This window comes from Chitinophaga sp. CC14 (genome assembly GCF_048957795.1).
GTDB classification, from domain to species: domain Bacteria; phylum Bacteroidota; class Bacteroidia; order Chitinophagales; family Chitinophagaceae; genus Chitinophaga; species Chitinophaga ginsengisegetis.
In genome coordinates this window covers 1,505,967-1,519,288 of sequence record NZ_JARBFY010000003.1, presented here as the reverse complement: position 1 = coordinate 1,519,288, position 13,322 = coordinate 1,505,967, and the positions used below count along the sequence as shown (strand labels likewise).

10 protein-coding genes are annotated in these 13,322 nt (G+C 48.6%); 1 reads left to right on the top strand and 9 read right to left on the bottom strand.

Annotated features, from left to right (window positions below; genetic code table 11):
* Window positions 1-73: 73 nt before the first annotated feature.
* The 9 genes from PV783_RS16235 to agaR all read right to left on the bottom strand — a co-directional run bounded on the left by PV783_RS16235 (window position 74) and on the right by agaR (window position 11,981).
* Window positions 74-1,171 carry an amidohydrolase family protein gene (locus tag PV783_RS16235; protein ID WP_420988756.1) on the bottom strand — a complete coding sequence of 366 codons (1,098 nt, stop codon included), beginning with the start codon at window positions 1,169-1,171 and terminating at the stop codon, window positions 74-76.
* 19 nt (window positions 1,172-1,190) lie between these two features.
* A complete protein-coding gene (locus PV783_RS16230) occupies window positions 1,191-2,006 on the bottom strand; it encodes a glycoside hydrolase family 16 protein (RefSeq protein WP_420988755.1) in 816 nt (271 codons plus the stop codon).
* 32 nt (window positions 2,007-2,038) lie between these two features.
* Window positions 2,039-2,755: a carbohydrate-binding family 9-like protein gene (locus PV783_RS16225; protein WP_420988754.1), complete on the bottom strand. Its 717-nt coding sequence runs from the start codon at window positions 2,753-2,755 to the stop codon at window positions 2,039-2,041.
* 2 nt (window positions 2,756-2,757) lie between these two features.
* Entirely contained in the window at window positions 2,758-4,215 is a 1,458-nt protein-coding gene (locus PV783_RS16220) for a RagB/SusD family nutrient uptake outer membrane protein (RefSeq protein WP_420988753.1), read from the bottom strand.
* Between the two features lie 10 nt (window positions 4,216-4,225).
* Complete coding sequence (locus PV783_RS16215) at window positions 4,226-7,294, bottom strand: SusC/RagA family TonB-linked outer membrane protein (protein WP_420988752.1); 3,069 nt, start codon at window positions 7,292-7,294, stop codon at window positions 4,226-4,228.
* A 50-nt stretch (window positions 7,295-7,344) separates the two neighbouring features.
* Window positions 7,345-8,433, bottom strand: coding sequence for an amidohydrolase family protein (locus PV783_RS16210; RefSeq protein ID WP_420988751.1), 1,089 nt, complete (start codon window positions 8,431-8,433; stop codon window positions 7,345-7,347).
* Window positions 8,434-8,585: 152 nt separating this feature from the next.
* The gene (locus tag PV783_RS16205; protein WP_420988750.1) at window positions 8,586-9,974 is read right to left on the bottom strand and encodes a hypothetical protein; all 1,389 of its coding nucleotides are present in this window, start codon (window positions 9,972-9,974) and stop codon (window positions 8,586-8,588) included.
* A gap of 126 nt (window positions 9,975-10,100) precedes the next feature.
* Window positions 10,101-10,964: an EamA family transporter gene (locus PV783_RS16200; protein ID WP_420988749.1), complete on the bottom strand. Its 864-nt coding sequence runs from the start codon at window positions 10,962-10,964 to the stop codon at window positions 10,101-10,103.
* A 234-nt stretch (window positions 10,965-11,198) separates the two neighbouring features.
* A complete protein-coding gene (agaR, locus tag PV783_RS16195; RefSeq protein WP_420988748.1) occupies window positions 11,199-11,981 on the bottom strand; it encodes a transcriptional repressor AgaR in 783 nt (260 codons plus the stop codon).
* Window positions 11,982-12,152: 171 nt separating this feature from the next.
* Here agaR and PV783_RS16190 point away from each other — a divergent pair, with 171 nt between their 5' ends.
* The gene (locus tag PV783_RS16190; protein WP_420988747.1) at window positions 12,153-13,319 is read left to right on the top strand and encodes an SIS domain-containing protein; all 1,167 of its coding nucleotides are present in this window, start codon (window positions 12,153-12,155) and stop codon (window positions 13,317-13,319) included.
* Window positions 13,320-13,322: the final 3 nt, after the last annotated feature.

Here is a 13,322-nt window from a genome sequence, read left to right as displayed (position 1 = left end):
ATCCATATATAGCACCGGGATGGCAGTTGCCATCCCGGTACCCTATAGCGCCTCATTCATATAGTACGCAGACCTACTTCCCCCCTTTATATGACCCCAGTATTTTCGAAGCATTCCCGTTGTAAATCTTCTCCAGTACTTCATCCGGAAGGTATAACCCGTAAATCATCCAGCGCGCCTGCATATGATGACTCGGAGACGGATCTATATACTCGTCTTTTGTTTCCAGGAAACGATAGTAAATACGATAAGCTTCCGCATCACAGGGTGTGTCTGTGCCAAACAAAACCCTGTCCTGGTATTTGATCAGGAAATCGCGTGCAGTGTATGGTTGTCTTCCCAGCTCACTGATCCGCGCAGAAATCTCCACATATAAGTTCGGATATTTATCAAGCCAGCCGCCTACCCGCTCCAGTTCCTCCGGCAGGTTGCCCACATGCGCGCCGATAAAAATGGTTTTGGGATGACGCGCAACGATATGATCCCGCTGCGTAAGTATGGCCTCCTTGGAGGGAAACTGCGGCCCGTAAAAAGACCAGTCCGGGTGCGCGCCCAGCTCATCATACCGTTCATTGTAACGGTCTACGGGTGTAAAAAACGCTTTCGGATCAGATACGTGTATCAGTACCGGGATCCCCAGCTCCCCGCATTTTTCCCAGAAGGGATCGATGCGCGGATCATCTACCGGCACCAGCTTTCCGCTTTTGTCTTTTATGACGAGGCCCAGTTCCTTGGCAATCTTTACGCCGCGTATACCCAGCTTCACCGCTGCTTCCAGCTTCTTTCCTTCTTTTATACCAAAATCTGGTTCATCGATCCTGCTGAAATCGGGCCGGAAAAATACAAGGAACCTGTCTTTTGATACTGCCTGTGATGCCTTCAGGTGTTGCAGGTATTGATCGCCGGCTGAATAGGCATCCAGGCTCACGCATTTTATCACGCCGGCTTTATCCATCTCCGACAGGTAGTGCGCGGTGTTTTTTAATTCGCCCAGGTGGTTGTGGATGTCTATCACCGGGAGCTTCGGCTTCATCACTTTGGTTTCCTTTACCACCAGCTGGCTGCGTGGCTGCCAGTCCAGCAGTTTAAGATCCCCCTTTTGCGCAAACAGCGTCACAGGCAACAGCAGCAGATGAAAGGCCGCTAACAGGCGGCTGATATTTTTTTTCATGTTCGTTTTTCTTTTATCATCATTTGAGTTCGTATACCCGCACATAATCAATGAGGAAGTCTGCCGGGAAGATGGTCGGATCTATTCCCTGTTCACCGCCCCAGTCGCCGCCAATAGCCAGGTTCAGCAAAAGGTATTGGGGGATATGATAGGCCCACTTGCCTTCGGGTACATCTTTTTTGTAGTAAGAGAAATACTTCTGGTCGTCAAAGAAAAAATCGATCCGGTCGTTATACCACTCTACGGCATACACGTGAAAGTTCTCCCACGGCTTTTCCACGGTGATCTGTCCGCCACGGCTGCCACCTTCATAACCCGGATGGATGTTGGCGTGGATGCTGTTGGGATCATGTCCTACAAACTCCATGATATCAATTTCAGAATACACCTGGGACGAATCCCCGGGGCCCCAGGCCATGTTGTTACCCAATGTCCAGATGGCCGGCCACACGCCCCTGCCATGCGGCAGCTTGGCCCGCACTTCCACCCTGCCGGTGGTAAATTCAAAAATATCTTCTGTATTCAGACAGGCAGAAGTAAACTCTCCCCCACTGTCGGAGGTAACGAAGCTGGTGCCGCCCTTGATCAAACGCAACGGCTCTTCCTTGATCGCCCTGATGACCAGGTTCCCTCCTTCCACGTGCGCATTTTCATACCGGTTTTTGGTGTAATACTGTGCCTCACGGTGTCTTACAAAGCCTTCTTCATAACGCCACTTTTTAGGATCGGGATGCCCGGTATAATTAAATTCATCCGACCATACCAGCTTGCCTTTTTGTGCAAATACAATCACCGGCATTAAAAAAAGAATACCCGCTAATAATTGTTTCCTCATCTTGAATACTATTAAAAATTTAAAAATTGATTTTACTCGAATACCAGGTAACCAAATTTTTCTATCTCATGAAAACTCTTCCCTGTTTGTTGCCACGACCACTCCGCTTCTCCTTTGTCGTAGTCTACCCTGTACAGGTTTGCCTTCCAGGTAGTGCCCCTCCGGGGATGAATATTTTGTAGTGGCCGCAGGAGTTTAAAAGGAATAAAGAATTCCGCCGTCCAGCTTTTCACCGTGGCGCCACTTTTCTTTTCTCCACCCTGTATGGTGGTGGCGTGCTGCGTTTTCCTGTCTGCATCATAATGAAATGGCTGCCAGCGTACCAGGTCGCCCTGTTGATTGGATATTAAAATAGGCAGTTCATAGTTCAACGGAGAAATCTCGTATTCAAAATAAGCCGGCTGCAAAGTGTCCGGCCACAGGAATACTTCTGCCACGTCTTCTGTCCACAGGTCGAGGAAATCCGCCTGCATGGCAGCGCTGAGCCGCTGGTCCGCGCAATTAAAGAGGAAGTATATCCCGTTGGGTGAATACAATGCTTTTACTTTTGTAGATGCAGATTCGTTTCCACTACGTTGCGGCAATGTGATCCATGCCGCCTTGTTCCAACCGCGATGACTGCCATCACCGGTTACAGTAAAATCGCTGGTGGCAGCTACTTTCAGCACCGCAGCAGGTTGCTGCGCAGCCAGCGATGTGTAGCAACAGATCCCTGCAAGGACTAATACCCGTTTACAATATTGCAGCATGATCATGGATTCTGGGTGAGGTTAGGATTAAGGCCGGTTTCACGCTCGGGAATATAATTGATCACCTGCGGGTCTGTTGGCTGAATGGTTTGATCATATTGATTGCTGCCATGAAAACCGGGATAGGCGCGCACCATAGGACGGTTGTTGCGATACAGGTCATACGGCCGGTGCGCTTCAAACGCCAGCTCCAGGCGACGCTCTTCCAGCACTACATCCAGTACAGAGGCACGGCCTTTCAGATCGCCAACGGTGTACAACGCAGCGCCGGATAAACCAGCACGACGACGGATCAGGTTCACATCATCAATGGCCGCCTGTGCATTGCCCAGTTTGGCATTGGCTTCTGCCCGGATCAGGTACATTTCCGCCAAACGCAGGATCACCGGGGAACTCAGGTTAGCGACACCTTCCTGCCAGTTGTATTTGTTGATAAAATATACCGGCGTTTGATTGCGCAACTGCATGTTGCCATTGGCATCACGCTGTGGCTCTACAAAGCTGTGGCGCACATCTCCGGGATACTGGTCCAGCAGTTTTACAAAAGCAACAGAAGCATATACCTCTCCCCACCCGGTAGATTGTGTAACCGGATCATTGTAATACATAGATCCGATGGCATCTTTACCGCGGTCATCTGCCACGGTGTGCCTGATGGCAAAGATCGTCTCCGGGTTTTCTTCCGGTATTACGCGAAAGTATGTTTTATAAGGCTGGGTTTCCATCAGCCGATAACGGTTGGAGCTGATCACCTTATTGGCGTATAACAAAGCGTTGGCGTTGTCTTCCATGTACAGGTACACGCGCGACAATAAAGCTTCCGCTACTTCTTTGGATGCAAAGGCCGCGCTTTTATTTTCTTTCATCAACGTTGCTGCATGTTTGAGGTCGGCTATCACAAACGCATATACGTCTTTTACAGAACTCCTGGCAGGACGGTCATCTTTTGTATTGTCTTTAATCACCACACCCGGATTGTTACCTGCGCCCTGTGGATAAGGCCGGCCAAAAATACGTACCAGGTCGAAATGCGCCATCGCCCGCAGGTAGAGGTTTTCCCCCTTCAGCTGATCCAGCAGCGGGGATGTGCCGTCATTGATTCTTTCGATGATAGCATTGGCAGAATAGATCACTTTATAAGCGCCCTGCCAGAACTGTTCGGTATTCCCCATTCCCGGAAAATGAGTATAGGTATAGGTATAAAATACCTGGTCGCCGGTGGCGCCGCTTAACGCTACATCATCACCGGGATATTCTCCCAGCTGGTTGAGGTTTTTGGTATACATCCTGTCCACCAACCCCGAATAAGTACCATAGGTAGCGGTTTGCAGGTCTTCCGGCGTTTCCAGGGCCGCCTTATCTGATTTTCCGTTATAAGGCTCCAGGTCTTTGCTACAGCTGCCGGTCATAACCAGGATAGCGGCAGCGAGTGTATAATATTTAAAGAGATTCCTTTTCATAGCTGCTGTTTTAAAAAGTGACGTTAATACCAAACAGTATCTTCTTCGCCAGCGGATATTTTGTACTGTTCTGCTGGAAATTGTTACCGCTTTCTCCTGCCGGTTGCGAATATGGCCGTAGTCCCATTTCAGGGTCCATGCCGGAGAAACGGGTCAGCGTCCAGAGATTGTCGCCGCTGACAAACACCCGTGCATTGCTCACCTTTATCCGTTGCAGGAAAAATTCCGGTACATCGTACGAAAGCGTGATGTTGCGCAAACGCAGGTAGCTGCCATCTTCCAGGAACCGGGACGATTCCAGGTCAGAATTTTTATTACCGCCATACACTGCTTTGGGATCTGTAGCAATGTCTCCCTCTTTCTGCCACCTGTTATGATTTTCAGGCAGTACCCTTGAATTGGAAGTAGGCTCACTGCCATCATTTGTATTTTCTTCATATACCTGGTTGCCGCTTACAAAATTGAAGAAGGCGCTCAGGGTAAGTCCTTTCCAGGTAAAGCGGTTGTTGATACCACCGGTGAAATCCGGCGACGCGCTGCCTATGTATTGCAAGGTAGCATCGTCGTAGGAGTTGGTGGTGCTGATGGTTTGCTTACCGTTGGCATCTGTACTCACTACTTCCCACAACGGGTCGCCGTTCTTCGGGTCCACACCGGCCCATTTGCGCATATGCCAGCTGTAAAGATCACGTCCTTCGCTGATCCACTGGAGGGATGAGTAGGGAATATCCTCATGGTTGTTCAGCTTCAGCACTTTGTTCCTGTTGACAGACAGATTAAAACTGGTTTCCCACTTAAAGCGGGCGCCATTGATATTTTTGGTGTTCAGGTTAAACTCTATTCCCCTGTTACGTACAGAGCCTACGTTGCGGGTAACAAATGCATAGCCGCTGGTATAAGGAACCGGTACATCCAGTAATAAGGCACTGGTGGTTTTATCATACACATCAACGGTCAGGGCTATACGCTTTAACAGGTCTATGTCCAGCCCGATGTTGGCCGTCTTTGATTTTTCCCAGGTGAGATCAGGATTTTGTAATACAGATGGCACAGAACCCGGATTGGACGCATATTGTGAGGTGTATGCATAAATGCCCAGCGACTGGTAGTCACCGATTTCCGCATTACCGGTAATACCATAACTGGCCCTGATCTTCAGCTGATCTATAAACCGTTGCTCTTTCATAAACGATTCGTTACTCAGGATCCAGGAACCTCCTAATGTGTAAAAGCCCGCCGAACGATGGTTGGCGCCAAAGCGGGACGACGACTCATTGATATAAGCGCCGATGAGGTTATACTTTTCGCGGAAGGTATAATCTACCTGTATCAATCCTTTTGTAAACCGGTTCTCCGACTTACTGCCGGGGCCAAAGGGCGACTTCTGGATGTTGGCCGCTGCATCCATGATATGTAATCCTGCTGGAATCTTGTTGCCGTAAAGACTGTTGTTTTCAAAATAATTCTTCTCCCCTTCTGCTACTGCTATTGCACTCAGCGCGTGTTCTCCAAATGTGCGCTGGTAGCTGAGGCGGTTGGAAGTGATCAGCCTGTTTTCATAGCTGGAGTTGTTGTACATTTCCCCCAGTCCCCTGCCTGCTTTGGAACGCACATCATAATATAATTCGCTGCGCAGGTTGGAATAACTTACACGGTTATACGTAGAAAAAGTTAGATGTGGCGTGATATAATAATCCAGGTTAAGATCGGCATAAGTAGTCAGCTGTTTGCCTTTATCATAATTGAATTGCCACCCGTGGAGGAAGTTGTCGTGCTCACGGCCTATCCATCCTTCTTCTGTACCCATCTTTATGGATCCATCCGCGTTATACGGATTATCCCACGGTAAATTTATTTTAGACAATACCAGTGCACCGTAGTTCCCGGAGGCTTCATTTTCAAAATTGCGGGAAGCCGCGTTGATCCGGGTGCTCAGCTTCAGCTTTTCATTAATACGGTGTGTGATATTTGCCCGCAGGTTGTATACTTCATTGCTGGTATGTTTGATAATACCATCTTCTTTATAATAATTTCCGGAGACATAAAACTGTGTTTTTTCAGATCCTCCGGATACAGATAACAGGTGATTCTGGGTAAGGCCCGTGCGATAAGCAAGATCCATCCAGTCGGTATTCTGCGACAGCAGGCTGGAAGGCCGGTCCCTGGCAAAATCAGCAGGCGCAAAATAACTCTTCTGATAATCATACAGCTGCTGGCTGTTCATCAGCTTCATATTGCCCATGCTCATTTTATTGAAGCCAACGCTGGAATTAAGACTGATCTGCGTTTTACCGGCCTGGCCTGATTTAGTGGTGATGATGATCACACCATTGGATGCACGGGCGCCGTACAATCCTGCGGCGGCGGCATCTTTCAGGATAGTAACGGAAGCAATGTCGTTCGGGTTGGCAGTACCCCCAATGATACCGTCTACTACATATAATGGTCCGGAGCCGGCGGTGATAGAACTGGATCCGCGGATGGTAACGTTAGCGGCTACACTGGGATTACCGGAAGCGTTTTGCACTACTACCCCGGCTACCTTTCCTTGTAAAAGACTGGCTACATTATTGGAGGTTACATCATTCAGTTGTTTACCGGAAACCACGGCCACAGAGCTGGAAATCTGTGATAACCTTTTAGAGGTGTAACCGGTTACCACTACTTCGTTCAGGTTGGCGTTCTCTGCTTCCATCTTCACCGTTATTTTACTGCGGCCATTCACGGGCATCTCCTGTGATGCATAGCCCATTGCCTTAAAAACAAGGGAGCCCTTTGCAGGCGCTTTGATGTGATAATGCCCGGTAGCATCGCTGGCGGCGCCCGTTTTCAGGGAAGGAACGTAAACGGTAACGCCGGGAAAAGGATTTCCTTTTTCATCCGTGATCAGGCCGGATACAGGTATCAGCGTATCCTGCCTCACTCCTGCGTTGGCAGCAGCGTTGTTTCTCCCGCCTAAAAGGAGCAGTAACAGGATCAGGCACACATGACTATACAGGTATTTTCTTTTAGCGTCGTTGCGCTGTCTTTTGGTTGACGGCCCGCTTAACGGGCCCTTCTTCATACATTGGAAATACATACGCTTACGGTATTAGGTAGTCTGTAAATAGTTGATCGTTGGCTTATTCTTCATAGCTGCATTAACTTCAAAGCATTCAAACGGTAAATTTTTTCCAGTATCGCAGTGCTTAATCCCAGCCCGTATAATGGCCAGTGATAAGTAAAAATTTCATGTTCATAAAAATGATCGTCGGTTGTTTCCATGATCCGGAAGGCAGTGCGGTAAAACTTAGTGGCATACTCCATATCCATTTTAGGATCATAGCCCAGGTCGGTGCCGAATAGCAGCCGGTCCTGGTATTTTTCATAAAACGCTTTGGCAAAGCGCGGGATGGTAGCGGTTTCTGCAAACCTTGCGGCATTATCCACGTACAGGTTGGGATAGCGGTCCAGCATTTTGCCCACTATGCTGAGATCATAGGTGCAGTTAGCAAAATGACAGGCAATGAAAATGGTGCCGGGGTTTTCCCTCACCACGTTTTCAAAGGTCTTTATCAGTGTGGGATGGTCCAGGAGTCCAGGCTGAGTATGGTCTATGCGCCACTCGTAGGCATTCATTAACCCGTCGTTGGTGGCATCCATCGGCAGGTACATCCACATAGGATCTGCAATGTGTATGTTCACCGGCATATGCAGTTCCCCGCATTTTTCAAACAGTGGTTTCATGCGCGGATCATCGAGGTGCAGGCCGTATCCGGCTACGGGGCGGGAATAAAATTCACCGAGTCCTTTGTCGCCCAGCTCCCCTACACCTTTTGCCCCCATGCGGTGGCAACGTTCCAGTTCCGCTACTGCATGATCTATCCAGCCACTGCCCGGCTGATCATAACCCGTGTAGTCGAAGCCACACCACAGGTCGAAGCGGTTGGCGTAGTCCGCATATTGCCGGGTAACGGCATCAAAACCGGCACCGGTTTCAAATGTAAGAACAATACTTTTTTCAATGTTGGCATCGTCCATGCGGGCCACCCATTTGCTCACATCCAGCTCCGGCTGCCATGCATGGGTATGGATATCTATTACCGGGAAAGCGGCTTTTACGATGGCTGTTTCCGGCGTTCTAAATATCGACTCCGGCCGGTAGTCCTGTAACCTGATATGTTCCGGTGATGACGAAACATTTCCTAATGGTTTTGGTTTTACTTTGTCGAGATCCATAATCATCTGTTTTTAAAATGTCAGTATATTTTTCAGCAGGATATAGCAAATATTTTAGTCATGGTATTGGATGATAGGCCGAAACTCAGTCCAGATAGGGAATACCCGGAATTTCCGGATATTCCCTGGTGATCTGTTTTTTCATATATGCGTTACGGTAGTGTAACATATTTTACCTGGTATGGATTCAGATTTACTGCCAGTGTATTATTGATCTTGGTTTTCTGCAATGCTGCTGTTTTGTTGATCAGCATTATTTTTGTTTGTGAAGACATGACCATCACACTTGTGGCGGATACCGTAGTGGTATATAATTTAGTACCTGCCGGGAAATAAGTGTTAAAGTCTTTGTACAGAAAATAGTTATTAAACGGCTTACCGCCATTTGGCACCAGGGTACTGCTGAAGAAGTTGCTTACATTTCCTTCTCCTTCCTGTTGTTCCGGCGACCAGCGCAGCGATACGGCATCGCCGCCCAGTGCGTGGTATACCAGCATGCATCCCAGGGCAGCCGGCTGTTTGGTGGTATCGGTGTTTAATCCCACATAATCTTCCGACCACCATACGGGCAGGTTTGTTTGGGCATGAATCCAGGTACTTACATCTTTAAACTTTTTGGTGGATGCAATGATGTCGGTGGCATCCTGGTCGTTGGCATCGATCCCTCCATCGATGCAAAGGAAATCACCGCCATGTTTGTGTTGCAGCCAATAGGTAACTACATCCAGGCAGCGCTGGTCCAGCGTGCCATAGGTAGCAGGGTCTGAAATACCGCTGCTGGCACCGGATGGCGGATTTTGCCAGGAGTCGATGCCGATGTATGGGCCGCCGATGATGGCATCCGGGCGCACGGCCTTAACCGAATCGTACACCAGGTTGTAGAGGCGGGTATAGCGTTCATAGTCCCAACGGTTGTGGCCGGGCAATGTATCCCACATGTCTTTCAATTCATTCCATACCTGGAAATATTTTACGGAGGTGTACCGTTTTGCAGTTTCCGCGCAGAGGTGCGCGAAATCTTTTTCGTGTGAAAACAGTGGCGCCCATTCTATCTTATCCCAGTCGGTATCTTCATCATATTTTCCGGCGTACCAGGTAGTATCCGTCATCCATGTAGGAGCGGTGGCGAAGGTGATCACCGGTGTCGACAGCATGGTGGTGGTCATCAGGCTTACGCGCTCATCCAGGGAAGTCCAGTCGTATATACCGGGTCGCGGCTCTGGATTACCGGCGCCAAAACCGAATATATGCTGGTTGTGATAAACAACGGCTCCTTTCAGCAAATTGGTTCCCCTGGTGATGGAGGGGCCGTCCCCCCAGGAGTCCAGGTTGTTTTTCATGTAGGTCACTCCGAGTTTGAGTGAAGTGGTCATCAGCTGGGCATTCTTATCTACCGTAATTCTTACGGTATCTGCCAGCAATCCTTCTTTTGTGAGCGAGGCATCCGGGTTCAGTAATTTTGGATCAACTTTACATGATCCGGCAAAGAGGGCTATCATAGCCGGGGCGATAAGGAATTTTTTCCATGTTAGCGTGGTCATTATGTGAGGTTTTTCAGTGCTTTTATTTTTTATGCACTGCAGGTGAACAATAAATAAAATCAATACTCCGTATAGTCGCGGGCGTTATAAGCACCCGGACAGCTATGTTTCTAATCGTATTTATTTTTATTCCGACAGGATGAAGATCGCCACCGCTGCCAGCAGCAGGCCTGCTGTCAGCACCGCATCCGGCACTACACCATAGATAATGAGGGAAAGAATGACTGTGATGACGGATGATAAGCTGGTGAGTGGTATTACAATGATCGCTTTGCCGTAGCGGAGTGCGTATACCAGCATCAGTGCACCGATGGCATTTAACAGGTGAATGGGCACAGCCAGCCCAACTCCTTTCCATCCCCAGTTTATGGTGCGGGAGAAGTCTGTCATACCGATGGCCGCGGGCACCAGCAGTACAGACGAAACCGTCATATAGAAAAAGATACTTTCTGCTTTCATACGGTTATTGGCAAATTTCATCACGAAGCCCTGGGTGGCCCACATCACAAACACGAGCATGGCCATGATCAGCCAGGTGTATCCCTGCACCTGTTTATTTTGCCCTGGCTGAAAGGCCAGGAAAAATGCGGCCAGCAGCGCCACTCCGATACCCAGCCATTGCCTGCGGGAGCAGGTTTCCCCGAGGAACGCCACCGATAACAGGATGGTGAGCAACGGGAACAGCGCGATAAGCGGAAATAAGATGTATGCCGGTCCTATCCGCAATGCCTGGAAAAGGATCAGTTGCCCGCCTGCACCGAGCAGGCCCACCATAGCCCCCAGGAAAATATCCCGTGGCGTGTGTTCCAGTTTCCAGTCCACTATCCGCAGTGCGACGATCGCGCAAGGCAGCATCGTGAGCGTCCATACAATATATCCCAGCGTTGCCGGGAAACCGGCCTTTTCAGGTATCTCTATAAAAGCCCCCCATACTCCTACAAATACAGTATTGATAGCGGTATATAAAAGCCAAAGCCGGGATTTGTGCATATGGAATATTTATCGTTTCAAGGTCGCCCGACCTTCGAAACCTTGTTTTTCATTCTAAAACAAAGTAAATATAAGTTTTTTAAATAGAAAACAAGCAATAAATATTTTTTTAGAAAGATTTTGAAGAAGAATAACAAAGGAAACGAAGGAAGAACACCTATAAAAATACAAAGCAGCAAAAATGGCCATCACTGACCATCTTTGCTGCTTACAGCTTTACCCGGGGAATGAATGTTATGCGATGATCACCTTTACGTCCAGGTCTTCCAGCCGCTTCTTATCTTCTGTGGTAATACCGGCGTCGGTAACTACGGTGTGGATCTTATTGACAGGACAAATAAACGCAAGGCTCTTTTTATTAAACTTGCTGGAATCCGCCAGCACAATCACTTCGTTGGCTATTTCTATCATAATTTCGTTCAGATAGGCTTCTTCCATATTAGGCGTATAAATACCATTGCGGGTATCAAAGCCATCTACCCCAAGAAAAACCTTATCTACATGAAAACTGCGCAGGTTCTTTTCTGCCAGCGGGCCTACGAGCGACATAGAATTTTGCCGCAGGTACCCACCCGGGATGATTACGTTTATATTAGGATAGCCGGATAACATGTTCACAATGTTCATGGCATTGGTGATTACATTCAGGCTTTTGAAAGACTGCATATGCTTGACCATCTCCGCGGTAGTGGTACCGGAGTCGATGATCATGGTATCGTTTTCATTAATGAGGGCTGCCGCACTTTTGCCGATGGCCACTTTCTCTACATAATGGATTTTGTTTTTTTCACTGATCCGCTGATCCACCCCTACATTGTTTTCCAGCTTGATAGCCCCGCCCCTGGCCCGAAGCAGCATGTTCTTCTGCTCCAGCTGATCCAGGTCGTTCCGGATGGTTACCTCACTCACATTAAATTCCTTGCTTAGTTCACTGATGATCACCTGGCCGTTTTTATACAGCTTCTGCAGTATTTCTTTCCTCCGGTTTACAGTTGATCCGTTTTGGCTCTCTTCCATTTGCAGTTATTTATTTTGAGATTTTACTATTACAAGCCAGCTAAGTTACAGATTATTATGCAATCTCTTTCAAACGAAATTTAAAACAAGATTACCGAAATAATAAAAAGGTTTTGAAAGTAATATACCTTTTGATATATTTGTATTGTATTACTCACTTATATCTTAACTATGCAATCAGTACTTGAACTGGAACCTTCCGCATTGCAAGAAAAAGGAGCCTTTCATACCGCCCGGGAAATTGCGCAGCAGCCTCATATATGGGAAAAGATTATGAACGGGCTCACCGGCGATGCAGCAGCATTATTGGCATTCCTGGAAGAAGCTTATCATACAGTGGACAACATTATCCTCACCGGTGCAGGTACGAGTGCTTTTATTGGTCTTTCGCTAACGGGCAGCTTCTTCCGGCATACCGGCGTTATCACCAGGGCCATCCCCACCACCGACCTGGTAGCGCATCCGCATGATTACTTTCATGCCGACAGGATACCGCTGATCATTTCCTTTGCGCGCTCCGGCAACAGCCCGGAAAGCTGCGCGGCGCTGGAACTGGCAGACAACATCTCCAGGCGCTGCTACCACCTGATCATCACCTGCAACCACAGCGGCCAGCTGGCAGGCTGGCAAAGCAAGCACGCACAACATATGATCCTGCTGCCACCGGAATGTAATGATAAAAGTCTTGCTATGACCAGCAGCTACACCGGCATGCTGCTCACCGGCGCCCTGATCACCCGGCTGCACAATATCCCCGCTATGCGGCAACAGGTGGAAGTACTATGCGCCTATGGCAATCAACTCTTGTCGCGCTACACCACCTTGCTCCGCACCATTGCCGGCGAAAAATTTACCCGGGCGGTGTTCCTGGGCGACGGCGCCTTTTACGGTACCGCTACAGAAGCGCACCTCAAACTACAGGAGCTCAGCGGCGGCAAAGTCATCTGCAAAAGCGACAGCTTCCTCGGTTTCCGGCACGGCCCCAAAGCCATCATCGATGAAAGCACCCTGATCGTATATATATTTTCCAACAACAGCTACGTTTTAAACTATGAAAAAGACCTGGTCGTTTCGATGAAGCAGGGCAACAAGGCACTCATGGAAATCGGCATCCTGCCCGCCAACGGTGAAGTACCTGAACTGGATGCCATCCTGCTCACCGGCGATCAGCAGCTGCTGCTGGAGGAAGACCTCTTATGTGTATGCAGTATATTACCGCTGCAACTGCTGGCCTTTTATACGTCTTTGTCGCTCGGCCTTCAACCAGACAATCCTTCCGTTAACGGCGCCATCACCCGCGTAGTAGAAGGAGTTGCCATCTATCCGCTCAATGCCTGATAA